General features: G+C 46.1%; 22 protein-coding genes and 1 tRNA gene. 20 read left to right on the forward strand and 3 right to left on the reverse strand.

Annotated features, from left to right (window positions below; all coding sequences use genetic code 11):
- The first annotated feature begins 245 nt into the window (after nt 1-245).
- From ndk to KGFNPO_RS08180, 16 genes are all read left to right on the forward strand, one after another.
- Entirely contained in the window at nt 246-671 is a 426-nt protein-coding gene (ndk, locus tag KGFNPO_RS08105; protein WP_472615546.1) for a nucleoside-diphosphate kinase, read from the forward strand.
- Nucleotides 672-731: 60 nt separating this feature from the next.
- Nucleotides 732-1,901: a dual-specificity RNA methyltransferase RlmN gene (gene rlmN / locus KGFNPO_RS08110; RefSeq protein WP_472634244.1), complete on the forward strand. Its 1,170-nt coding sequence runs from the start codon at nt 732-734 to the stop codon at nt 1,899-1,901.
- A 47-nt stretch (nt 1,902-1,948) separates the two neighbouring features.
- Nucleotides 1,949-2,698, forward strand: coding sequence for a type IV pilus biogenesis/stability protein PilW (pilW, locus tag KGFNPO_RS08115; protein WP_472634422.1), 750 nt, complete (start codon nt 1,949-1,951; stop codon nt 2,696-2,698).
- Nucleotides 2,691-3,617: a helix-turn-helix domain-containing protein gene (locus KGFNPO_RS08120; protein WP_472634245.1), complete on the forward strand. Its 927-nt coding sequence runs from the start codon at nt 2,691-2,693 to the stop codon at nt 3,615-3,617. Before pilW ends, KGFNPO_RS08120 begins: the two co-directional genes overlap by 8 nt.
- A gap of 6 nt (nt 3,618-3,623) precedes the next feature.
- Nucleotides 3,624-4,892: a flavodoxin-dependent (E)-4-hydroxy-3-methylbut-2-enyl-diphosphate synthase gene (gene ispG / locus KGFNPO_RS08125; RefSeq protein ID WP_472634246.1), complete on the forward strand. Its 1,269-nt coding sequence runs from the start codon at nt 3,624-3,626 to the stop codon at nt 4,890-4,892.
- A 48-nt stretch (nt 4,893-4,940) separates the two neighbouring features.
- On the forward strand, nt 4,941-6,287 hold the full coding sequence (gene hisS, locus KGFNPO_RS08130; RefSeq protein WP_472634247.1) for a histidine--tRNA ligase: 1,347 nt from the start codon (nt 4,941-4,943) through the stop codon (nt 6,285-6,287).
- Nucleotides 6,288-6,307: 20 nt separating this feature from the next.
- Nucleotides 6,308-6,958, forward strand: coding sequence for a tetratricopeptide repeat protein (locus KGFNPO_RS08135; protein ID WP_472634248.1), 651 nt, complete (start codon nt 6,308-6,310; stop codon nt 6,956-6,958).
- A gap of 17 nt (nt 6,959-6,975) precedes the next feature.
- On the forward strand, nt 6,976-8,124 hold the full coding sequence (gene bamB, locus KGFNPO_RS08140; protein WP_472634249.1) for an outer membrane protein assembly factor BamB: 1,149 nt from the start codon (nt 6,976-6,978) through the stop codon (nt 8,122-8,124).
- 7 nt (nt 8,125-8,131) lie between these two features.
- Nucleotides 8,132-9,469: a ribosome biogenesis GTPase Der gene (der, locus tag KGFNPO_RS08145; protein WP_472634250.1), complete on the forward strand. Its 1,338-nt coding sequence runs from the start codon at nt 8,132-8,134 to the stop codon at nt 9,467-9,469.
- 124 nt (nt 9,470-9,593) lie between these two features.
- Nucleotides 9,594-9,830: an RNA chaperone Hfq gene (hfq, locus tag KGFNPO_RS08150; protein WP_025916438.1), complete on the forward strand. Its 237-nt coding sequence runs from the start codon at nt 9,594-9,596 to the stop codon at nt 9,828-9,830.
- A 38-nt stretch (nt 9,831-9,868) separates the two neighbouring features.
- On the forward strand, nt 9,869-10,993 hold the full coding sequence (gene hflX, locus KGFNPO_RS08155) for a GTPase HflX (protein WP_472634251.1): 1,125 nt from the start codon (nt 9,869-9,871) through the stop codon (nt 10,991-10,993).
- Nucleotides 10,994-11,040: 47 nt separating this feature from the next.
- Entirely contained in the window at nt 11,041-12,336 is a 1,296-nt protein-coding gene (gene hflK, locus KGFNPO_RS08160) for an FtsH protease activity modulator HflK (RefSeq protein ID WP_472634252.1), read from the forward strand.
- Nucleotides 12,336-13,226 (forward strand): protease modulator HflC, encoded by an 891-nt coding sequence (hflC, locus tag KGFNPO_RS08165; protein WP_472615556.1) that lies wholly within the window; start codon nt 12,336-12,338, stop codon nt 13,224-13,226. The genes hflK and hflC overlap by 1 nt, the downstream gene beginning before the upstream one ends.
- A gap of 145 nt (nt 13,227-13,371) precedes the next feature.
- Nucleotides 13,372-14,523: an ATP phosphoribosyltransferase regulatory subunit gene (locus tag KGFNPO_RS08170; protein ID WP_472634253.1), complete on the forward strand. Its 1,152-nt coding sequence runs from the start codon at nt 13,372-13,374 to the stop codon at nt 14,521-14,523.
- Between the two features lie 3 nt (nt 14,524-14,526).
- The gene (locus KGFNPO_RS08175; RefSeq protein WP_472634254.1) at nt 14,527-15,843 is read left to right on the forward strand and encodes an adenylosuccinate synthase; all 1,317 of its coding nucleotides are present in this window, start codon (nt 14,527-14,529) and stop codon (nt 15,841-15,843) included.
- A 16-nt stretch (nt 15,844-15,859) separates the two neighbouring features.
- The gene (locus KGFNPO_RS08180) at nt 15,860-16,396 is read left to right on the forward strand and encodes a phosphoribosyltransferase (RefSeq protein ID WP_472634255.1); all 537 of its coding nucleotides are present in this window, start codon (nt 15,860-15,862) and stop codon (nt 16,394-16,396) included.
- A gap of 254 nt (nt 16,397-16,650) precedes the next feature.
- On the opposite strand, the gene KGFNPO_RS08185 is transcribed toward KGFNPO_RS08180, so the two are convergent.
- Nucleotides 16,651-16,735, reverse strand: a tRNA-Leu gene (locus KGFNPO_RS08185).
- 287 nt (nt 16,736-17,022) lie between these two features.
- Between KGFNPO_RS08185 and rnr the strand changes: the two genes are divergently transcribed.
- From rnr to KGFNPO_RS08205, 4 genes are all read left to right on the forward strand, one after another.
- Nucleotides 17,023-19,455: a ribonuclease R gene (rnr, locus tag KGFNPO_RS08190; RefSeq protein WP_472634256.1), complete on the forward strand. Its 2,433-nt coding sequence runs from the start codon at nt 17,023-17,025 to the stop codon at nt 19,453-19,455.
- A 2-nt stretch (nt 19,456-19,457) separates the two neighbouring features.
- The gene (gene rlmB / locus KGFNPO_RS08195; RefSeq protein WP_472634257.1) at nt 19,458-20,198 is read left to right on the forward strand and encodes a 23S rRNA (guanosine(2251)-2'-O)-methyltransferase RlmB; all 741 of its coding nucleotides are present in this window, start codon (nt 19,458-19,460) and stop codon (nt 20,196-20,198) included.
- A 145-nt stretch (nt 20,199-20,343) separates the two neighbouring features.
- Nucleotides 20,344-21,093, forward strand: a complete 750-nt coding sequence (gene cysE, locus KGFNPO_RS08200) for a serine O-acetyltransferase (RefSeq protein WP_472634258.1) — start codon at nt 20,344-20,346, stop codon at nt 21,091-21,093.
- A 10-nt stretch (nt 21,094-21,103) separates the two neighbouring features.
- Nucleotides 21,104-21,817: a YceH family protein gene (locus KGFNPO_RS08205; protein WP_472634259.1), complete on the forward strand. Its 714-nt coding sequence runs from the start codon at nt 21,104-21,106 to the stop codon at nt 21,815-21,817.
- Nucleotides 21,818-21,958: 141 nt separating this feature from the next.
- On the opposite strand, the gene KGFNPO_RS08210 is transcribed toward KGFNPO_RS08205, so the two are convergent.
- Complete coding sequence (locus KGFNPO_RS08210; protein WP_472634260.1) at nt 21,959-22,747, reverse strand: UDP-2,3-diacylglucosamine diphosphatase; 789 nt, start codon at nt 22,745-22,747, stop codon at nt 21,959-21,961.
- A gap of 39 nt (nt 22,748-22,786) precedes the next feature.
- A complete protein-coding gene (locus tag KGFNPO_RS08215; protein ID WP_472634261.1) occupies nt 22,787-23,278 on the reverse strand; it encodes a peptidylprolyl isomerase in 492 nt (163 codons plus the stop codon).
- Nucleotides 23,279-23,294 lie beyond the last annotated feature (16 nt).

Consider the following 23,294-nt stretch of genomic DNA (forward strand, 5'->3'; position numbering starts at 1 on the left):
TGGTTGTGTATTATTTTTGTTGCCATAGTTCTATGCGGAAAATATAGTTTTTTATAAAAAATGGCGGGAGTATGTAGAATTTCACATTAAATATTTTGAATGTTAATGATTTTTCATAAATCCTGATGAAGTCCGGGAGCCACGAAAGTCGTGTTTTTATTCGATAATGCTTTATGTTAAAATCCGCAACTGGCTGGAACTGCAGCTACTATCTTAACCCGTTATTTTTATTGGAGTTTTTACAGATGGCAATCGAACGCACCCTGTCAATTATCAAGCCCGACGCAGTTGCAAAAAATGTTATTGGTCAGATTTATTCGCGTTTCGAAGGCGCTGGTCTGAAAATTATTGCTGCTCGCATGATGCAATTGTCGCGCGCAGAAGCGGAAGGCTTTTACGCAGTGCATCGCGAGCGTCCTTTTTTCAACGCGCTAGTCGATTTCATGATTTCCGGCCCTGTAATCGTTCAGGCTCTTGAAGGCGAAAACGCCATCTTGACGCATCGTGACCTGATGGGTGCAACCGACCCTAAAAAAGCTGACAAAGGCACGATCCGGGCTGATTTTGCAGATTCGATTGATGCTAATGCAGTGCACGGTTCTGATGCAGCTGAAACCGCAGCTGTGGAAATCGCTTATTACTTTCCTGCACTGAATGTGTATTCACGTTAATTGATGTGTTTTCTCGTGTGAAGCTGTTTTCACGCGAAGATAACTTGATGGAATGATGTTATGACGCAACTCACCAATTTGCTGGACCTGGATCCTGCGCAACTTATCGCTTATTGCGGTGAGTTGGGTGAGAAGCCGTTTCGCGCCAAACAATTGCAGCGCTGGATTCATCAATTTGGCGTTGGCAATTTTGATGCGATGACCGATTTGGCGAAATCGCTGCGGGATAAATTATCCACGCGCGCGATGGTTGCTGCGCCGGCAGTAATTAGCGATCACACATCAATTGATGGGACTCGGAAGTGGTTAATTGATGTGGGAAAAGGCAATGCAGTCGAGACCGTATTTATTCCAGAAGAAAATCGCGGGACCTTATGCATCTCGACACAGGCAGGCTGTGCGGTCAATTGCCGTTTTTGTTCTACCGGGAAACAAGGATTCAGCCGTAATCTTACGGTCGGTGAAATCATTGGGCAACTGTGGATGGCAGAGTTTGAATTGCGACGCACTAAAGGTATTGAGCCCGGTCCGAAAGGCGAGCGTCAGATCACAAACGTCGTAATGATGGGAATGGGCGAGCCGCTATTAAATTATGAGCCGACAGTGACAGCGTTAAAGTTAATGCTGGATGATAATGGATATGGACTGTCACGGCGGCGAGTGACATTGTCAACGTCTGGCGTAGTACCAATGATTGATCGTCTTGCGCAGGATTGTCCAGTTGCGTTGGCTGTTTCTTTGCATGCTTCAAATGATGTCTTGCGAGATGGCCTTGTACCGTTAAATAAAAAATATCCACTGCATGAGTTGATGGCCGCTTGCAGGCGCTATCTTGATTATGCGCCACGTGATTTCGTCACTTTTGAGTATTGCATGCTCGATGGCGTGAATGACTCCGATGCGCATGCACGGGAACTGGTTGCTTTAGTGCAAAATGGTGTGGACCCGGTATCTTGCAAATTCAATTTGATACCGTTTAATCCTTTTCCAGAATCTGGATTGATTCGTTCAAAGAACCCACGAATCAAGGCGTTTGCGCAAATCTTGATGGATGCAGGTCTTGTGACGACCATTCGCAAAACCCGGGGTGATGATATTGATGCCGCCTGCGGTCAATTGGCAGGAGAGGTACAGGATCGTACTCGTGTCCATGAACGCATGGAAAATATTGCGCATTATAAGCAAAAATTTGGTAAGAATTTTGGCCGTTTAGTGGAGGTCATTGAGTGAACCTGGCTTTGCATAGATTGCTTAGAATATTTTTTTTGCTGGTTGTCATGTCTTTGTTCGGTTGCGCATCAGGCCCATCAGGTGGATCGCTGGCAGAGTTGCCCACTAGCTCGGATCAAACCGATAATCAGAAAAGAGCTAATATCAGATTGCAATTGGCTGTTGGTTATTATCAACAGCGCCAGTTGGAAGTTGCACTGGATGAGATTAAGCAGGCACTTGCAGCTGATCCCAATTTTGCTGAGGCATACAGCATGCGTGCGTTGATCTATATGGAAATGGATCAAATGCCTCTAGCCGAAGAAAATTTTTTGAGAGCAATTAAACTTGCTCCGAACAATCCTGATTTTAGTAATAACTATGGATGGTTTTTGTGCCAAAGAGGGCGCGAAAATCAGTCTATTTCTTATTTCGAAGCTGCGCTCAGGAATCGTTCTTATCAATCTCCGGCAAAAGCTTTGCATAATGCAGGAGTGTGCAGCCTTAAACTGAAAGAGCAAAATGCTGCGGAGAAATATTTTATGCAAGCATTTAAGATTGAGCCGGATAATCCCAGCGTCACTATTAATTTAGCAAACATCTACTTTAATCGCAGGGATTATGAACGTGCCCATTTTTATATTACACGCGCCATTAAAGCAGACCTGCTGACATCTGAAGTTCTGTGGCTGGCGATAAAAGTGGAGCATAAATTGGAAGATCGTGCTGCAGAAAGCAGTCTTGTGACACAGTTGCGTCGTCGCTATGTTGATTCAGCCGAATATGCTGCTTATAAACGCGGGGCATATGATGAGTGAACAATTTAAAGACATTATTGAAGAGTCGGCTCAGAGCCAGTCGCAGGAGTATTCAATTGATTCACCCGGAGCTTGTTTGTTAGGCAGGCGTCAAGATTTGGGTTGGTCCATACAACAAGTTGCTGATCAGATTAAACTTTCCCCGCGTCAAATTCTTGCTATTGAAAGCAATGATTACGCAGCATTGCCTATGGTTGTGACGCGTGGGTTTATTCGTGCCTATGCAAAATGCTTGACAATGGATGTGACTCCACTATTGGAAATGCTCAAGTCAGAGGATGTTCCAAAATTAGATGCGCCGTTATTACGTCGTGCAATTCCCATGAACTTTTCTGAGAGCCGATTTCCTTTAATGGGAAAAAGGAATGGCATCTTATCCAAATGGAGCGTAGGCGTCGTTTTTTTGATCCTGCTGCTTTTGTCAACCGTATTAGCCCAAAAAATGGGATGGTTGCCGGACTTGTCTACAGTGACAGTTGCTTCATCAATTAATCGAGATGTTTTGATGCCAGGGAAAATTTCAACTCTTCCGAAGAGCGATGTGAATACACTTCCTCTGCAACTGAGCAAAGCTGACGCGGCAGTTACCTCCGTTTTGACAACAGCACCAATTTCGGAGCCTAAAGTGGTATCCGATGTTCCTATTATCGTAGCTCCGACAGCACCTTCTGCTGCCGCAGAAGAAAATCAACTTGTATTACAAGCCCATGAAGATTCCTGGATTGAGATCAAGAGAGCAAATAAGAGCATTGCAGTCTCCCGAATTCTAAAGGCCGGTGAGGTCGAAAAATTTGAAATAAGCGAACCAGCTTTATTGACAATCGGTAACGTTGCCGGCGTGAGCGTCACTTTGCGTGGTGAGTCGTTCAATGCTAAGGCGGGCGTCAATGGCAATGTTGCCAGGATCAATTTGAAATAATCAGGCATGTTAAAAAATACGCCCACAGCATCAGGCCCAGTTTCTCGACGTAACACTAAAACGACGGTCATCCGTTATGGGGTGCGTGAAGTTTTCGTCGGCGGAGGATTCCCTGTAGTGGTTCAGTCAATGACTAATACTGATTCCGCAGATGTAATCGGGACGGCAATTCAGATCAAGGATTTGGCCCGCGCCGGTTCGGAGATAGTGCGAATCACTGTTAATAATCCAGAAGCAGCAGCAGCTGTACCGGCAATTCGCGAGCAGTTGGATAAAATGGGTATTGACGTGCCATTGGTGGGGGATTTCCACTATAACGGTCATACGCTGTTAAACGATTATCCTGATTGTGCGCGGGCACTTTCAAAATATCGCATCAACCCTGGAAATGTAGGGCAGGGCGCCAAACGCGATACACAGTTTGCGCAAATGATTGAAGTTGCCTGCAAATATGACAAACCGGTACGTATCGGAGTCAATTGGGGAAGTCTGGATCAGTCATTGTTGGCGCGGATCATGGACGAGAATGCTAAAAGACCAGAACCTTGGTCTGCCAGCGGTGTCATGTATGAGGCGTTGGTTACTTCTGCCATAGATAACGCGCAACGGGCAGAAACGCTGGGGTTGCCAGGCAATCAGATTATCCTGTCGTGTAAAGTTTCAGGTGTGCAGGATCTGATTGCAGTCTATCGTGAGCTTGCCCGTCGTTGCGATTATCCCCTTCATTTGGGCCTTACTGAAGCGGGTATGGGCAGTAAAGGCATTGTTGCCTCTACTGCCGCGCTGTCAGTATTGCTACAAGAGGGGATAGGCGACACTATTCGTATCTCTCTAACGCCAGAACCAGGCGGAGACCGCACAAAAGAAGTAGTAGTGGCGCAGGAAATTTTGCAGACAATGGGGATGCGAAAATTTACGCCTATGGTGATTGCATGTCCTGGATGTGGTCGTACAACTTCGACGGTTTTTCAGAATTTGGCCGATGGAATCCAAACGTATTTGCGTGATCAGATGCCAGTCTGGAAGAAAGAATATCCTGGGGTTGAGGGCATGAATGTCGCTGTTATGGGATGTATCGTAAATGGTCCTGGTGAATCCAAGCATGCAAATATAGGCATTAGCTTGCCAGGAACGGGAGAATCATCTGCTGCCCCTGTATTCGTAGACGGCGAAAAGAGTGTGACTCTGCGTGGTGATCACATTGCCGAGGAATTTCAGGCGATCGTACTGGATTATGTCAAAACACACTATGGCAACACTACTATTGCCGTTTGAATGTGATTATTCGAGCTGCTATTCACCGTTAATAAATGTATAAATAGAATGTCTGAAAATAAAAAAATCGAAAAAATTGTTGGTGTGAAAGGTATGAATGACATCCTTCCGATCGACGCCCCGCTCTGGGAATTGTTTGAAAATACGGTGCAGTCCGTATTGAAGAGTTATGGCTTTCAACAGATTCGCACTCCAATCGTTGAGCCTACCGCTTTGTTTTCTCGCGGATTGGGTGATGTGACTGACATAGTCGAGAAAGAAATGTATTCCTTTACTGACTCGATGAATGGTGACCAACTGACGCTGCGTCCCGAATGTACTGCAAGTGTGGTTCGCGCAGCGTTGGAGCATAACCTGACGTACGATGGTCCGAAACGCTTGTGGTATGCCGGTCCGATGTTTCGCCATGAGAGGCCGCAACGTGGACGCTATCGCCAGTTTCATCAGATTGGTGCAGAAGCTCTCGGATTTGTTGGCCCCGACATCGATGCAGAACTCATCATGCTGTGTCAACGCCTTTGGGATGACCTCGGGTTACAGGGTATAAGGTTGGAACTGAATTCGATCGGGAACGCGGATGAACGTAATAAACATCGGGTTGACCTTGTAACTTATTTCGAAAAGAATGCGAACTTGCTTGATACTGATGCGCAAAGACGTTTGCATTCAAATCCGTTAAGAATACTCGATACAAAGAATCCTGCGATGCAAGCCTTGGTGAATGCAGCTCCAAAATTGCTGGATTATCTGGAAGATGATTCGCGCGCTCATTTCGAGGGTGTGCAAAAGATACTCCGTCATAACAGTATTCCGTTCACCATTAACACGCGATTAGTGCGCGGCATGGACTACTATAATCGTACCGTGTTTGAGTGGGTGACTGACCAGCTTGGGGCGCAAGGTACGGTCTGTGGCGGTGGTCGATATGATCCTCTGGTTGAGATATTCGGGGGTAAATCGACACCTGCGTGTGGCTTTGCAATAGGTGTTGAACGCATTCTGGAACTTATGAAGGCAAGCGGAGAACTGTTACCACCAAACCACTGCGATGTTTATATTCTCCACCAAGGCGACGATGCACAGCTACAGGCGTTCGTTCTATCCGAACGGATTCGTGATGCCGGCCTGGATGTTGTGTTACATTGCGCGTCTGCCAATTCTGCGAGTAGTTTTAAATCGCAAATGAAACGTGCTGACGCAAGCGGAGCGGCTTTCGCAGTCATTATTGGCAAAGATGAGATTGATGGCGGGGTAGCTGCAATCAAGGCGCTCCGTGTAGTCGAAACGGATCAACAGCAGGTTAGAGTCGCATTCGATGCGGTAGTGGATTATCTGGTTGATCAAGTCGTTGGCGAAGATGAGCACGATCACGAGCATATTCACTACCATCACTAATACCACTAACATTACATTACATGGCATACGATCACGAAGAAGAAGAGCAACTAGCCTCAATCAAGGCTTGGTGGAATCAATATGGTAACCTGCTGACTTGGCTGCTCATTTTTGTTATGGCTATTTATGCGGGCTGGTCTGGATGGAATTACTATCAGCGTAAGCAGTCGGTACAAGCATCTCTACTCTATGACGAGTTGGAAAAATCGATTGTAGCTAAGGATAATGTAAAGATTCTGCGTGCAGCAGAAGACTTGCAAACGAAGTTCGGCAAGACTCCCTATGCACAAATGAGCGCACTTGCTGCGGCTAAAAGCGCATTTGATGCCAATGACATGAAAGTTGCGAACGCCCAATTGGTATGGGCAATCGACCATGGCAATGATGAAGAATACAAAGCTATCGCCAAGCTTCGACTTTCTGGTCTTTTGTTAGATACCAAATCATATGAGGAAGCATTAAAGCTATTAGAGACAAGCTTCCCTGCACAGTTTTCTGGTTTGGTCGCCGATCGCAAGGGAGATATTCTTGTTTCGCAAAATAAAAATGATATGGCGCGCTCCTCCTATGAATTGGCACTGAAAAAAATAGAGAAAAATAGCCCGATACGCCCCTTAATTCAAATGAAGCTGGATGCGTTGGGTAATTCGTCAGTTAAGGATGCAGGTTAAAAAAACTAGGGGAAATAATGCGAATTGCAGTTAAGCTTGCGTTTGTCAGCATAGTCGCTGTGTTGTCTGGATGCTCTTCGTTAAACCCCTTCTCCAGCAAGGTGGAGCCAAGAAATCAACCAGCAGCGTTAGTGAATTTTCAGCCAACATTATCGATTCACTCGGCTTGGTCTGCGGCAATAGGTAGCGCTGGAGCGTTTGATTTCTCCCCTGCTGTTATAGGTAATGATGTTTTCGTCGCTGCAGCAGATGGATCAATTGCACGTATGGATGCGGCCACAGGCAATCTAGTTTGGCGCATTAAAGCAGGGATGTCATTAACTGCTGGTGTTGGCAGCGACGGTAATACAGTCGTGGTAGCAGGCGAAAAAGGTGCAATTTTAGCATTTGATTCCAACGGAAAATTGCGTTGGAAAGCTCAAACTTCCAGTGAAGTACTCTCCGTGCCCGCAGTAGGTCAGAAACTTGTAATCGTCCGCAGTCACGATAATCGGATTATCGCATTGGATGTGGAAACTGGATTGCGTCGCTGGGTTGCACAACGAGCGGTTCCTTCTTTGACTCTACATACAGCGCCGGGGATAATTATTGACGGATCGAGTGTTTTCGTTGGCATGCCCGGCGGCAAGCTGTTAGCTTTGGAGTTGAATAACGGCGGCGCGCGCTGGGAGGCTACAGTGGGAGACCCACGCGGCACGACAGAACTTGAACGCATAGCGGATATTTCCGGCGCGCCAGTTATAGCCGGCGAAGATGTCTGTGCGGTTGCTTACCAAGGTAAGGTAGCGTGTTTTAATAAGTCGACAGGTTCTGCGCGTTGGGCTAGGACGCTATCGAGTGATGTCGGGATAGGAATAGATGAGCGCTTTGTTTTTGCTGCCGATGAGCGTGGAGCGGTGACGGCGTATACACGTGATGCTGGATTGAATATGTGGCGTAACGATAAACTAGCGAATCGCCGTCTTTCCACCCCAACATCATTTGGACGTGCTGTGGTCGTAGGAGACAGTCAAGGTTATGTACATTTCCTTTCTCGTGAAAATGGCGCGTTTTTAGGTCGTGTTGGCACTGACGGGAGTGCGATACTATCCGCCCCGGTTGTTGCTGGCGTGAATTTGATTTTTCAAACCCAATCAGGGGCAGTGGTCGCTTTGGCGACCGAGTAACAATTTGATGAAGCCGGTAATTGCATTAGTAGGCCGACCTAACGTCGGCAAATCCACGCTGTTCAACCGTCTTACACGATCGCGAGATGCACTGGTAGCTGACTTGCCTGGCCTCACCCGAGATCGCCATTATGGTGAAGGGCGCTTGGGAGAACGGCCATTCTTGGTGATTGACACAGGAGGATTTGAGCCTGTAGCCAAAGAGGGCATTATGCACCAGATGGCCAAACAGACTAAACAGGCAGTAGCGGAAGCCGATATCATTATTTTTATTGTTGATGGTCGCCAAGGGCTTACTCCGCATGACAAGACCATAACGGATTTTTTACGAAAATCCGGTAGATCAGTCATGTTGGTTGTGAATAAATCTGAGGGTATGAAGTACACCTCCGTTGCCGCTGAGTTCTATGAGCTTGGATTGGGCGATCCTTATGTTATTTCAGCAGCACACGGTGATGGTGTGATGGATTTGGTAGATGAATCATTGAACCTGGCATTTGCACAGCGCCCTAGTGAGAAGGATGAACAGGATACCTCTCAGAGGGGCGTTAAAATTGCAATTGTTGGCCGCCCAAACGTGGGTAAGTCAACTTTAGTAAATACCGTGTTGGGTGAAGATCGTGTTATAGCTTTTGATATGCCTGGAACTACGCGGGATTCTATCGAAATTCCGTTTGAACGAGAAGGCAAACATTACACATTAATTGATACTGCTGGAATACGGCGACGTGGAAAAGTTTTCGAGGCAATTGAAAAATTTTCAGTTGTTAAAACATTGCAGTCAATTTCAGAGGCTAATGTGGTACTGCTGTTGCTCGATGCGCAACAGGATATATCTGAACAAGATGCCCATATAGCCGGCTTTGTGCTGGAAACCGGTCGAGCTTTAGTCGTTGGTGTTAACAAATGGGACGGTCTGACATCTGATAAACGTGATGAAATCAAGATGGATCTAGAGCGTAAATTGAGTTTTTTGTCTTTTGCTAAATTTCATTTTATTTCTGCTTTGAAATCGACTGGTATTAGTCCCTTGATGAAATCAATTGATGCGGCATATGTTGCAGCTATGGCCGATTTGACTACTCCTAAATTGACACGAGCATTAATAGAGGCTGTGGAGCATCAACAACCTCGTCGCAAAGGATCAATTCGGCCGAAATTAAGATATGCCCACCAAGGTGGTCAGAATCCACCCATTGTTATCATCCATGGAAATGCGCTCAATTTTGTTGAAGATAACTATAAACGTTATCTGGAAAAACATTTCAGAGAAACTTTCTCACTTACAGGAACCCCTTTACGTATTGAATTCCGGTCGAGTAAGAATCCATTTGCCAGAAATTAAAATTGCAGTATCTTTGAAAAAATAAACTTGCTAATGCGTTCAAACTGACAACTTTTAACCAGTATCGCTTGATAATTTTCAAGTCGTCACCAACTCTTAATTACAACAACAGAATGGAGCTGTCATGAGCAACAAAGGGCAACTGTTACAAGACCCCTTCCTCAATGCCTTGCGGAAAGAACATGTACCTGTTTCAATATATCTCGTCAATGGCATTAAATTACAGGGGCACATTGAGTCTTTTGATCAATACGTCGTTTTGCTGCGCAATACTGTTACACAAATGGTATACAAGCATGCAATCTCTACTGTTGTGCCGGCACGTGCAGTTAACTTAAATATTGAACAAGAAGAGCAATGATTCCTTCCCTCTCCACAACCTAACGCGAGACTCCTTCAATGCGTGCAGTGTTAGTTGGGATCGATTTTGGTAAAAGTGATTTTACTGAAGGTTTAGAAGAGCTATCTTTGCTGTCATCCTCTGCTGGAGCCGATCCTGTTGTTGTCATTACGGGAAAACGTTCACGTCCGGATGCATCCTTATTTATAGGCTCCGGTAAAGCAGAGGAAGTCGCATTTGCTGTGGCTGAAAATGAGATTGATATCGTTATTTTCAATCATATCCTGACGCCAGCTCAGCAACGCAATCTTGAAAAATTATTGAAAGTTCGTGTGGTTGATAGAACCACCCTGATTCTCGACATTTTTGCACAACGTGCCAAAAGTCACGAAGGAAAAGTGCAGGTCGAACTTGCTCAGTTGCAGCATTTGTCTACTCGTTTAATTCGCGGTTGGACACATCTGGAGCGCCAAAAAGGCGGTATAGGATTGCGGGGGCCTGGTGAAACGCAGCTGGAAACAGATCGTCGTTTGATAGGCGAGAGAGTTAAATCTCTTGGTGTGCGGCTCGAAAAATTACAGCGCCAGCGCGAAACACAGCGTCGCGCCCGAGGCAAAGGAAATACTTTCTCGATATCGTTAGTAGGATATACCAATGCGGGCAAGTCTACTTTATTCAACGCGCTAACCAATGCTGGCACCTATGTAGCGGATCAACTTTTTGCAACATTAGACACGACCTCGCGTCGAGTTTATCTTGGCGATACCGGCAATGCGGTACTTTCTGATACCGTTGGCTTCATCCGTGAGCTACCTCATCAATTAGTTGCAGCATTTAAGGCAACTTTGGAAGAGACAGTAAATGCAGATTTATTGTTGCATGTCGTCGATGCAGCAAGTCCAGTGAGAATGGATCAAATCGAGCAAGTCAATATGGTCCTTAAAGAAATCGGCGCAGATCATATTCCGCAGATATTGGTCTGGAACAAGATTGATATTATAGGCTTGCAGCAATCTGTGGAGTTGAATGAATATGGTAAAATCCAGAGGGTTTTTGTTAGCGCTAGGGCGGGTATTGGCCTCGATTTATTGCGGCATGCTCTTGGCGATTTTTCAAAGTCGCGTATGACTGTTCTGCAAGAATATTCGCCGATAAACCAATCAAGTGATATTCATGTCGAATAAAATCGAATAAGCGCCTTTACTCATTTATAACGCTGGATTTGGAAACAATGCCTGTATCTTTACTGAAAAAAATTGGTTTAAAATTTTCACTCAACGACCCTAAATGGGGTCGGAATTCTCGTAGCGATGAAAACAAAAATCATATGCAGAATGATAAAAATCCTAATAATGGACCTCCGGATTTAGACCAGTTGTGGCGTGATTTTAATCAACGATTAAACCGTTTTTTAGGCCGCAAAAATGGTGGAGGTGGTTCTAATGGTGACGGCTTCAAACCTGATGCCAAAGGTGCCGGCATTGGGGTAGGGGTAATTGCCGCTATTGCGATTTTTTTGTGGTTGGTGAGCGGGTTTTTTATTGTTCAGGAGGGTCAAACAGGCGTTGTGATGACTTTTGGGAAATACAATAACATGACTCCTGCTGGTTTCAATTGGCGCTGGCCGACTCCGATTCAAAGTCATGAAATAGTGAATGTGTCACAGGTGCGTACAATTGAAGTGGGATATAGATCCAGTGTTAGAAATAAACAGCCAAAAGAAGCGCTGATGTTAACTGAAGATGAAAATATTATTGATATCCAGTTCGCGGTGCAATATAGACTTAAGAACGCCTCCGATTGGATTTTTAATAATCGCGATAAGGAGGAATTAATCAGACAGGTTGCTGAAACTTCTATTCGTGAGATTGTCGGTAAAAGCAAGATGGATTTTGTCCTTTATGAAGGCCGAGAAAAAGTTGCATTTGACGTTGCTCAGCTAATGCAAAATATCGTTGATCGTTATAAGTCAGGGGCGCAGATTATAAATGTAACAATGCAGGGTGTGCAACCGCCGGAACAGGTGCAGGCTTCATTTGATGATGCTGTTAGGGCAGGTCAAGATCTTGTAAGGCAAAAAAATGAAGGGCAGGCCTATGCAAATGATGTTATTCCAAAGGCTCGTGGTGCTGTTTCACGTTTAATGGAAGAAGCTGAAGCATATAGGTCTAGGGTAGAGGCAAATGCCTTGGGTGATGCATCTCGTTTTAATCAGGTTTATGCAGAATATCAAAAAGCGCCAGCCGTTACACGAGACCGTATTTATCTAGATACCATGCAACAGATTTTTACTGGCACAACTAAGCTAATGGTAGACGTAAAAAATGGTAGTTCTTTGCTTTACTTACCGTTAGATAAATTAATTGGACAAACAAATGCGAGTGGACTTTCTGCCTCTAATCCAACTAGCGCTCCAAATACAGCGACTAGTCCCACTGTAGATTCTTTGCAATCTAGTGGAAACGCTCAACAGAAAGATTCTCGTAGCCGTGAATCACGTGATTCACGTACTCAGGAGACTCGATAATGAATCGCGTAATCTCTTATGTCTTTGTCGGGTTAATTTCTCTTTGGATTTTATCATCGACGCTGTTTGTCGTCGATCAGAGGCAATTCGCCATAGTGTTTGCTCTTGGAGAGGTTAAGCAGGTTATTAAAAAACCTGGACTATATTTCAAGTTGCCACCACCGTTTCAAAACATTTTATTCATGGACAACAGGATTCTGACACTCGATACTCCTGACGCAGATCGTTTCATAACAGCAGAAAAAAAGAATATTCTTGTGGATGCATTCGTAAAGTGGCGAATTATAGATCCAAGGTTGTATTTTATTAGCTTTGGAGGTGATGAGCGTAGTTTGCAAGACCGAATGTCACAGATTGTCAAGGCAGCATTAAATGAAGAAATCACAAAGCGCACTGTGCGAGAGGTTATATCAGGTGAGCGCGGCAAAGTTATGGATGCCATTCACAAAAAAGTAGGTAATGAAGCAAAAGAAATTGGAGTTGAAGTTGTAGATGTGCGATTAAAAAGAGTCGATTATGTAGAGCAAATTAGTAATTCAGTTTACGATCGAATGAAATCCGAACGTGCTCGGGTAGCTAATCAGTTGCGATCAACTGGAGCTGCTGAATCGGAAAAAATTCGTGCTGATGCAGACAGGCAACGTACGGTCCTTTTGGCGGAAGCTTATCGTGATGCAGAAAAGATCAAGGGTGCAGGCGACGCGAAAGCTTCACAAATCTATGCTCAGGCATTCGGTAAAAGTCCTGAATTTTATAAATTCTACCGTAGTCTTGAAGCATACCGTGCAAGCTTCAAAAGCCGTAGTGATGTAATGGTTGTGGATCCAAGTTCTGAGTTTTTTAAATATTTCAAGAATCCAAGTAGCTTAAGTTTTATGGGGCAAAAATAAAACCGAAACCATGATGCTGTTAGCCAAATCGGATTGCATCATGTTATTGTAAGCATACGATTCCATATATTTTGTTGGCTGATTGTTATTTTTGTGCGAGATATAAATAGTCTCGCGCATTTTCTTTTTTAAGTATCTTTCCTTTATGCCTAATTGGCTCCTTCCAGAATACATTGCTGATGTTTTACCATCAGAAGCACGCAAAATCGAAGAATTAAGGCGCTTGCTGCTTGACAATTTTCGTCTATACGGCTATGAGCTCGTCATGCCGCCCTTATTGGAATATATCGAATCTCTTTTGAGTGGAGCTGGTCAGGCGATGAATTTACGCACCTTCAAGTTGGTCGATCAGTTATCAGGTCGAACAATGGGCGTGCGTGCTGATATTACTACTCAAGTTGCACGCATAGATGCGCATTTACTGAATCGTGCCTCCGTCACTCGACTGTGTTATGCAGGAAGTGTGTTACATGCCCGCCCTTCTGGCCTGCATGCAACGCGCGAACCTTTGCAAATTGGTGCTGAGATATATGGGCATGCAGGACTTGAAGCCGATGCCGAAATTCAAAAATTAGTTTTAACATCCCTTGAATTAGCGGGAATTACACAAGTACGCCTTGATTTATGTCACGTTAATGTATTGCGTGCACTTTTAAAAAATGATAAGCGTGCTATCCAATATGAGGCAGAACTTTTTGCGCTGCTAGAGGCGAAGGATATGCCCGGATTAATGTCAATTTCAACAGAATTTTCTGCTGTGACGCGAAATGCCTTGCTGGCCTTGCCAACTCTTTATGGAGATATTTCAGTAATTAATCGGGCGCGCCGCGTTCTACCTAATTTGCCCAACATATCGCAAGCTCTGGACGAGCTTGATACTTTAATCGCGCTAGTAGGTGCTGCCAATATCACAATTGATTTAGCAGATTTACGCGGGTATCACTATCATAGTGGAATAATGTTTGCAGTTTACGTTCCCGGTTTGCCGAACGCAGTAGCACGTGGCGGTCGTTATGATCATGTTGGTGAAGCATTTGGGAGAGCACGGCCGGCCACGGGATTTTCAATGGATTTGCGAGAATTGGCTAGATTGTTACCGATGGCTAAACGAACACGGGCAATTCTTGCTCCTTGGAGTGGTGATTATTCATTGCAGGCAAAAATTAATGAATTGCGAAAGGCTGGAGAAATAGTCATTCAGACTCTGCCTGGACATGAGAGTGATCAAGGTGAATTTGATTGCGATCAGGCTGTTGTATTCGAAAACGGAAACTGGATTCTCAAAAAATTAGGTTAAGAGATGTTACAAAATAATAGTATTGCGAAAAATGTAGTCGTGGTAGGTACCCAGTGGGGTGACGAGGGTAAAGGTAAAATTGTCGATTGGCTGACAGATCACGCGCAAGGTGTGGTGCGGTTTCAAGGCGGACATAATGCGGGTCATACGCTGGTTATTAATGGAATAAAAACAGCTTTACAACTTATTCCTTCAGGGATAATGCGGGCAGGTGTTGCTTGTTATATTGGTAATGGAGTGGTGCTATCTGTCCCTGACTTATTGCGTGAAATTGATAAGTTACAAGTAGTTGGAGTAGAAGTCGCTTCGCGATTGAAGGTATCAGAAGCTTGCCCCATTATTCTGCCTTATCACACAGCCTTAGATGTAGCTCGTGAAATTTCTCGCGGAAATTTCAAAATTGGTACAACTGGCAAAGGTATCGGTCCGGCTTACGAAGATAAAGTCGCACGCAGAGCAATTCGCGTAGCTGATCTCATGAACGAAAACCGTTTTGCAGAAAAATTACGCGAAAACCTCGATTATCATAATTTTGTATTAACGCAGTATCTGAAAGCTGATTCAATTGATTTCCAGAAGACATTGCATGATGCACTCTCAACTGTGCCGCGTTTAGCTCCTATGGTTGCAGATGTATCAAGCGCGCTTCATGCAGCATATAAAGCTGGTGCAAATTTATTGTTCGAGGGAGCACAAGGTAGTTTGTTGGATGTCGATCATGGGACCTATCCTTTCGTTACATCAAGTAATTGTGTCGCCGGCAATGCAGCAGCAGGGGCAGGAGTAGGGCCCAATATGCTTCATTACATTCTTGGCATAACCAAGGCTTACACTACGCGTGTCGGCTCAGGGCCATTTCCTTCTGAGTTGCCGACTGACCAAGGTATCGGGGAGCATTTGTCGCGGATAGGGCATGAATTTGGAACGGTCACCGGGCGCGCGCGTCGGTGTGGTTGGTTTGATGCGGCATTATTGCGTCGTTCAATGCAAATCAATGGAATCTCTGGTATGTGTCTAACCAAGCTTGATGTTTTGGATGGTCTTGACGCCCTGAGATTATGCACAGGGTATCAGCTTGATGGGAGAATCATCGATATTTTCCCTGTCGGTGCAGAAGATGCTGCCCGCTGTGTGCCTATTTACGAAGAAATTCCAGGCTGGAAAGAATCGACGGTTGGCGCTACTTCTATAGACGCCTTGCCTGTAAACGCTCGTCGTTATATTAAAAGGATAGAAGAACTGGTTGGTGTTCCTATCGATATGGTATCTACAGGTCCAGACCGTGAAGAGACTATCGTACTCCGACACCCATTTAAATAATAAAAGGATGCGTAGTATGGCGCTTAATACTGAGACAGACCTTTGGGTGTCGTGGGAGGATTATCATCGTTCCATTTTAAAACTGGCACAGATCGTACACGAATCAGGCTGGAAATTTGATCAGGTACTTTGCTTGGCGCGCGGTGGATTGCGGCCTGGAGATATTTTCTCCCGCATTTTTGATGTTCCTTTGGCTATCCTTTCGACGAGTTCATATCGCGATGAATCTGGGACTCTGCGTGGAGAGTTAGATATTGCAAAATACATCACCATGGCAAAAGGTGCGCTTACTGGTAAGGTTTTGGTTGTTGATGATCTTGTGGATTCGGGCGTTACTCTTGAACGCGTTCAACACCACCTCCAGCAAAATTTATCTTCGGTTACAGAAGTTAAGTCAGCGGTAATTTGGTGTAAGGCATGCTCATCAATACGACCAGATTTTTATCTTGATTATCTAGAAACAAATCCCTGGATACATCAACCTTTTGAGGACTATGATGGTTTGCGACCTTATCAACTATCGGCCTGGTTAAAGAAAGGCGAGAGCAAGTGAGCGGCTCTTCTTGAAAAGTGTGATCACTAGTACAGAACCAATAAACCATCAGGTAACTGATGGTTTATTGGTTTGTGACATAGCAATTGTGTTTTCTGAAAATAATGATGGACGTAACAGACTTATAGATATCTCATAGCAAATATAGTCTTGCTTAGTATCTATTATTGAGATTGCAGAAACAGAAAATCTACAAAGACTTAATTATTTTAGGCGAAAAAAAACCATTGAATTCTCAATGGTTTTTAATCTTTTGGTGCCCACGGAGGGACTCGAACCCCCACACCCAAAGGCACATGGACCTGAACCATGCGCGTCTACCAATTCCGCCACGTGGGCACTGCAACCGTTACTATCTTGTTTAACGCAAGATAAAAAATATTATACTTTTGCTTCTCGCTCTATATAAATAAAACCTAATCTATATTAAGTTTCATCTGCTAGTATATGTACTTTACAGATATTCTTAATATTGACTTGCTGCGAAAGAATGAAATTATAAAGCAAAGAGGCCAAAAGTCAACATCTCAAATCATATAGTTTCTTCAGGCTTTCACTGGTTAGGACAATTTCCCTGCCTCCGTTACACTACTACATATTGTTACTAAAACTTACTTACAGATCCTTTGAGCCAATTCCCCTACATTATCCCTAGCCGAGAAGACATTCTCGGCGTTCTACGTTCAACCAGCGTACCCCTGGATGTGCAATCTATAGCGCTGTCGCTTAATGTTAAACCAGATGAAATTGATGGTTTGATTCGACGCTTGAAAGCGATGGATCGCGATGGTCAGATCAAACCCGACCAGAACGGTTGTTATCAATTGGCAAATCAAACCAGTTTTATTTTAGGTAGGGTCAGTGGTCATCGCGACGGCTATGGATTCTTGATTCCTGAAGATGGCAGTGCAGATATTTTTCTTTCTGAAAAAGAGATGCAGAAAGTGCTGAATGGTGATCGTGTTCAGGCAAGAGTTGTTGGCACCGATCGGCGCGGCCGTCCTGAGGGTAGTATCGTTGAGGTAGTTGAGCGCTCCAACAACTACGTCATCGGACGTTTATTGAATGAAAATGGTGTCTGGATTGTGGTGCCGGAAGACCAGCGTATCGGGCAGGATATTTTACTCACCGGTTCGTTAGGCAAGGCAAAATCCGGCCAAATTGTTAATGTGAAATTAACCGAACAGCCATCCCGTTATTCTCAGCCAGCAGGCAAGATAATGGAAGTATTGGGCGATATTGACGATCCAGGGATGGAAATCGAGATCGCCGTGCGAAAGTATGGTGTGCCGCATGTATTTTCTGAGGCGGCCTCCAAATTGGCAGCCAAACTTCCGGCTGAGGTGCTGGCAGTAGATTTTGCGGACCGAATAGATTTACGCGATATGCCATTGGTTACCATTGATGGCGAAGATGCACGGGATTTTGATGATGCCGTTTATTGTGAGCCTGTCAAGATAGGCCGCAGCAATGGCTTTCGTTTAATCGTTGCTATCGCCGATGTCAGTCATTACGTAAAACCAAATGATGCGCTGGATAAGGATGCATTGGAGCGTAGCACTTCAGTTTATTTTCCACGACGCGTCATACCGATGCTGCCTGAGAAATTATCGAATGGCCTTTGCTCACTGAATCCAGATGTAGATCGATTGACACTGGTGTGTGATCTAGTGGTCAGCGCGCAAGGTGAAATAAAGGCATATCAATTTTATCCTGCAGTCATACATTCCGCGGCGCGATTTACTTATACAGAAGTAGCCGAAATTCTTGCTGATAGCAATGGCTTGGCAGCTTCCAAGCGCCAGTCGTTGGTGCCGCACCTGTCGAACCTGAATGCCATTTATCACGCTTTATTGCAGGCGCGTAAAGCGCGTGGTGCCATCGACTTTGAAACTACTGAAACCTACATCGTATGTAACCCGGCCGGGAAAATTGAAAAAATCATTCCACGCACTAGGAATGATGCTCACAAGATCATTGAAGAATGTATGTTGGCAGCAAACGTTTGTGCTGCCGATTTATTGCAACGGCATAAACATGCTGGCACGTACCGTATTCATGCCGGACCCACAGAAGAAAAGCTGAATCAGCTTAGGACGTTTCTCAAACAGGCGGGTCTGTCCTTAGGCGGCGGTGACGGCCCTTCGTCCGGCGATTACTCTGATTTGATGAATAAGATCAAGCTACGCCCGGATGCTGCTTTGTTGCAAACAATGTTATTGCGTTCAATGCAACAAGCTGTCTATAGCCCTGACAATATCGGGCATTTTGGTTTGGCCTATGAAGCTTATGCTCACTTTACTAGTCCCATCCGTCGTTACCCGGATCTGTTGACGCATCGTGCGATCAAGGCAATCATTCAGGGCAAACGATATGAGCCTAAAGGAATTGATGCCAGTCTGCTGAACACGACCCTGTCTACATCCACCCGGCGCCAGCAGGTTAAGGATAAGGCACAGGGCAAAATGAAGCCGGAAGCCAATCTAACGATCTGGGATGCGCTGGGCGTTCATTGCTCCGCAAATGAACGTCGTGCAGATGAGGCGTCGCGTGATGTCGAAGCCTGGCTGAAATGCTATTTCATGCGGGATAAGTTAGGCGAAGAATTTACCGGCACAATTTCCGGGGTGACGACCTTTGGTATTTTTGTGCAGTTAGACTCACTTTTTATTGAAGGTTTGGTGCATATCACTGAGCTGGGTACGGATTACTTCAAATATGATGAGGCACGACACGAATTACGTGGCGAGCGTACCGGCAAGCGGTATCAATTAACCGATCGTGTAACCGTGCAGATCAGCCGTGTCGATATTGATGCACGTAAGATTGATTTGCGCCTTGTGAGTGAACTTGCTGCGGAAAATTCAGCCAAGGAACCTGCACGCCGCGCAATCGCAAAAGCGCCCACTGGCAAGAAAAATAAGACTAATTTAGACAAAAACAAGGCGCTTGCCGGACCAGAACAAACGCCTAAATCAAAATCCGTCAAGCATGCGGCAGCACCTATAAAGGCGCGCTCACCAAAAACAGCCCCTAAAGCAGCCAAAAAGAAACGATAACAATGAAGAGTAAAATTATTTTCGGCTTCCATGCCGTTACAGCACGTTTGCGGCATGATGCCTCCTCGGTTGAAGAAATTTATATTGACTCTGCTCGCCACGACAGGCGCATGCAGGAACTGATCCGCGCTGCTGAAGCTGTCAAGGTGCGCATTATTCAGGCCGATGATCAGCGTTTAAGCAACATCGTCGGTACGCGTCGGCACCAGGGTGTAGTGGCCAAGGCCGGGGAACTTTCCTTAGCGCGCAATCTGGATGAACTACTTGACGCAATCGTCGGGCCGCCTTTGCTCTTGATATTGGACGGTATTACTGATCCGCACAATCTGGGCGCTTGTTTGCGGGTGGCGGATGGCGCTGGTGCTCATGCAGTTATCGCGCCCAAGGACCGTGCGGTTGGGCTCAATGCTACCGCGGCCAAAGTGGCCAGCGGTGCGGCAGAAACGGTACCTTACATTACAGTGACCAATTTGGCCCGCACCATGCGGGATCTTAAAGAGCGCGATATTTGGCTAATCGGCACCACTGAGGATGCAGAAAAAACCATTTACCAGGGAGATTTCTCCGGTCCGGCCGCACTTGTGATGGGGTCAGAAGGAGAAGGCATGCGTCGCTTGACGCGCGAGACATGTGACGTGCTGGTGAGTGTGCCGATGTTTGGCTCCGTAGAGAGCCTGAATGTCTCGGTCGCTTCAGGCATTTGCCTTTACGAAGCGCGGCGCCAGCGAATCGCTACAGTCTAAGCTTCGAAACAGGGTCTGAATTCAATTCGGGTCTTGTTGAACCAGAGGCATTCAGCCTTGCGTTTGCGAACGCTCCATCTGACGGTTCGGCAAATCTTTCCCTTAAACGTTAACATCGCGTTTTAGCCTACTTATTCCTATTTTTATGTTTAGCAGCCTTCGAGAAGATATTCGCAATATCATTGCGCGCGACCCAGCGGCGCGCAATACATGGGAAGTTTTGACATGTTATCCGGGCCTGCATGCAATCGTCGCCCATGGCTGGGCGCGTTGGTGCTGGACGCATGATCTGAAATGGCTGGGACGCTTCATTTCGCATATCGCACGCATTCTGACCGGTATCGAAATTCACCCTGGCGCCATTATCGGGCGCCGGGTTTTCATCGATCACGGCTTTGGTGTGGTGATCGGTGAAACGGCCGAAATCGGTGACGATTGCACAATTTATCAAGGAGTAACGCTCGGCGGGACTTCGCTATACAAGGGCGTCAAGCGCCATCCGACGCTTGAACGGGGCGCCATTATTGGCGCCGGCGCGCAAGTCCTGGGCAATTTTACTGTGGGCGAGAATGCCAAGGTAGGTTCCAATGCCGTCGTAGTGAAAGCCGTACCGGCGGGTGCAACGGCGGTTGGCAACCCTGCGCGCATCATTCAAAAAAGCGCGCCGGAGTCCAGGGAAGAATCGGCAGCGCGCATGTTTGCGGCTTATGGCGTTACGCCGAATGGAGATGACCCTCTATCCAAGGCGCTGCATGGATTGATTAACAATGCAGCAGCGCAAGAGCACCAGATCGAGAAGATGATGGCAGCGCTGAAGTCCGCTGGAATCGCATGCGATAGTGCTCCCGATTCAGAAAAATTCAATCCTGACCAAATGAACAAACTTGTGGAATGAGGATGGCAAATTGGATACACAATTGAATACCGACGGTGCGGCCGAAAAAAATCCTGACACCCGCCATTTGCTGGATGTTTTCGAAATCAGAGTATTGGCTGTTCTGGCTGAAAAAGAGGCGCTGACGCCGGATAATTACCCGTTATCGCTCAATGCGCTAGTTAATGGCTGCAATCAACTCTCGAGCCGCGATCCGGTAATGTCGATTTCCGAGAGTACGGTGCAAGATATCCTGCAGCGCTTGATGCAAAGAAAATTTGTGGCAGAGGTACGCCAAGCCGGTGCGCGGGTGTCGAAGTATGAGCATCGCTTGCGCATGGTATGGCTGCTGGAACAGGACAAGCTGGCAATCCTTACGCAGCTGATGTTGCGCGGAATTCAAACCGCCGGTGAAATCCGCGCCCGCAGCGTGCGGCACCATGACTTTTCCTCGATTGCCGAAGTGGAGTCCGGATTGCAGTTCCTGATGGATAAGTACCCGCCCTTGGTCGCCTGTCTGCCTAAAGCGCCCGGCACCAAGGAATCCCGCTATGCACATTTGTTGTCTGGGGATGACGTATTGACGCGTCAGGAAACGGCAGCTGGTTTTGTCTCAGGCAGTACGATCATAGAGTCATCGCGGCATGACCGTGTTGGTCAGCTGGAGGAAGAGGTGGTAAGGCTGCGTCGTGAGGTCGACTGGCTGACCGAGCAGTTTGAAACTTTCAGGAAACAATTTGATTGATGCCGGATAGTTGGCATCGTATGCCGATAATTTTTGGTAATTTCTTATACATCACATAGTATTTTTTAAGCCCGATTTATGTATATGCGGAAATATAGGTATTTTTAGGCATACTCCATATTTTTTATATTATTATTGTGGCTATAATATTTCATGTCCAGCAATATTGCAGCGCTTGATTGCTCCGTTTGCATCGATGGCAATCCAGCCGCCGCGCGGCACCTTCGTATCAAGATCCCAATCGGGTAGCACATATCTGACGCGTTGCTTATCGCCATTGGCGGATTCGTGCCGGGCAGGGCGGTGCGTGTGGCCATGAATCATGATGGCTGTGCCGGTCGCATCAAACAAATCATCAATCGCCAAGGCGTTGACATCCATGATGTCATACGATTTTGTACTTTTGGCCTGGCGGCTATCATTGCGCAAACCGGCAACGATTGTCTTGCGTTGCGACAATGGTAACGACAGGAAAGTCGTTTGCCATTGCGCTTGCCTGACTTGCTCGCGGAATGCCATGTAGGCAGTGTCATCAGTACACTGCGCATCGCCATGGGTTAGCGTGATGCGATAGGTGCCGATGCTGGCAATAAACGGATCTGGCAGCAACCTCAAACCAGTCGCCTGTGCAAATGCTGTTCCGACCAGAAAATCACGATTGCCCGGAATCCAGAATATCTGGATTCCGGTGTCGCTGAGCGCGCGCAGCGCATCGATTACGCTTTTGTTATACGGATTACCCAAGTCATCATCGCCAGCCCAGTATTCAAACAAGTCTCCCAGTATGTATAGCTCTTGCGCCTGACTAGCCCGTTGCTGCAGGAAATCGAAAAATGCCTGGGTGGTACGAGGCTGCGACTCGCTTAGGTGCAAATCGGAAATAAAAAGCGCAACCGTTGCCGGTTGCGCTATTGAAGAGACTGTCGTCATAAAATTGGTTGCAGGTAAAAACCGGACGATATCAGGTGCTTAAACAATCTCTGCTTTTTCAATGATCACGTCTTCAACCGGGACGTCGGCATGTCCGCCTGCCGCACGGGTGGTTTTGACCGACTTGATCTTGTCTACCACATCCATGCCTTCGACTACCTTGCCGAATACGCAGTAACCCCATCCATCCTGCCCTGGACAGTCGAGAAAATCATTTGCCTTGAGGTTGATGAAAAATTGTGCCGATGCAGAGTGGGGGTCCGAGGTGCGTGCCATGGCAACACTGTATTGCGCATTCTTGAGGCCATTTTTGGCTTCATTCTCAACGCAATCGTTGGCAGGTTTTTGTTTCAGACCAGGCTCGAATCCACCGCCTTGAATCATGAAGCCATCAATTACACGATGGAAAATGGTGCCGTCGTAATGCCCGGAACGGACATAATTGAGGAAGTTCTCAACCGTTTTCGGTGCTTTTTCAGCATCCAGCTCAAGTTTGATATTGCCGTGGTTAGTGGTGAGAATGACTGCCATAAAAGTCCTTTTTATA

It is taken from the genome of Gelidimonas diazotrophica (assembly GCF_055694025.1).

Bases quoted from the DNA above. Each gene is read 5' to 3' on its own strand.
- hflC (WP_472615556.1), top strand. From the start codon at position 12,336: ATGAATCGCGTAATCTCTTATGTCTTTGTCGGGTTAATTTCTCTTTGG.
- hisS (WP_472634247.1), top strand. From the start codon at position 4,941: ATGTCTGAAAATAAAAAAATCGAAAAAATTGTTGGTGTGAAAGGTATG.
- hflK (WP_472634252.1), top strand. From the start codon at position 11,041: ATGCCTGTATCTTTACTGAAAAAAATTGGTTTAAAATTTTCACTCAAC.
- bamB (WP_472634249.1), top strand. From the start codon at position 6,976: ATGCGAATTGCAGTTAAGCTTGCGTTTGTCAGCATAGTCGCTGTGTTG.
- der (WP_472634250.1), top strand. From the start codon at position 8,132: ATGAAGCCGGTAATTGCATTAGTAGGCCGACCTAACGTCGGCAAATCC.
- cysE (WP_472634258.1), top strand. From the start codon at position 20,344: ATGTTTAGCAGCCTTCGAGAAGATATTCGCAATATCATTGCGCGCGAC.
- KGFNPO_RS08210 (WP_472634260.1), bottom strand. From the start codon at position 22,747: ATGACGACAGTCTCTTCAATAGCGCAACCGGCAACGGTTGCGCTTTTT.
- KGFNPO_RS08215 (WP_472634261.1), bottom strand. From the start codon at position 23,278: ATGGCAGTCATTCTCACCACTAACCACGGCAATATCAAACTTGAGCTG.
- hflX (WP_472634251.1), top strand. From the start codon at position 9,869: ATGCGTGCAGTGTTAGTTGGGATCGATTTTGGTAAAAGTGATTTTACT.
- KGFNPO_RS08135 (WP_472634248.1), top strand. From the start codon at position 6,308: ATGGCATACGATCACGAAGAAGAAGAGCAACTAGCCTCAATCAAGGCT.
- rlmB (WP_472634257.1), top strand. From the start codon at position 19,458: ATGAAGAGTAAAATTATTTTCGGCTTCCATGCCGTTACAGCACGTTTG.
- pilW (WP_472634422.1), top strand. From the start codon at position 1,949: ATGTCTTTGTTCGGTTGCGCATCAGGCCCATCAGGTGGATCGCTGGCA.
- ispG (WP_472634246.1), top strand. From the start codon at position 3,624: ATGTTAAAAAATACGCCCACAGCATCAGGCCCAGTTTCTCGACGTAAC.
- hfq (WP_025916438.1), top strand. From the start codon at position 9,594: ATGAGCAACAAAGGGCAACTGTTACAAGACCCCTTCCTCAATGCCTTG.
- KGFNPO_RS08120 (WP_472634245.1), top strand. From the start codon at position 2,691: ATGAGTGAACAATTTAAAGACATTATTGAAGAGTCGGCTCAGAGCCAG.
- ndk (WP_472615546.1), top strand. From the start codon at position 246: ATGGCAATCGAACGCACCCTGTCAATTATCAAGCCCGACGCAGTTGCA.
- KGFNPO_RS08175 (WP_472634254.1), top strand. From the start codon at position 14,527: ATGTTACAAAATAATAGTATTGCGAAAAATGTAGTCGTGGTAGGTACC.
- KGFNPO_RS08180 (WP_472634255.1), top strand. From the start codon at position 15,860: ATGGCGCTTAATACTGAGACAGACCTTTGGGTGTCGTGGGAGGATTAT.
- KGFNPO_RS08170 (WP_472634253.1), top strand. From the start codon at position 13,372: ATGCCTAATTGGCTCCTTCCAGAATACATTGCTGATGTTTTACCATCA.
- rlmN (WP_472634244.1), top strand. From the start codon at position 732: ATGACGCAACTCACCAATTTGCTGGACCTGGATCCTGCGCAACTTATC.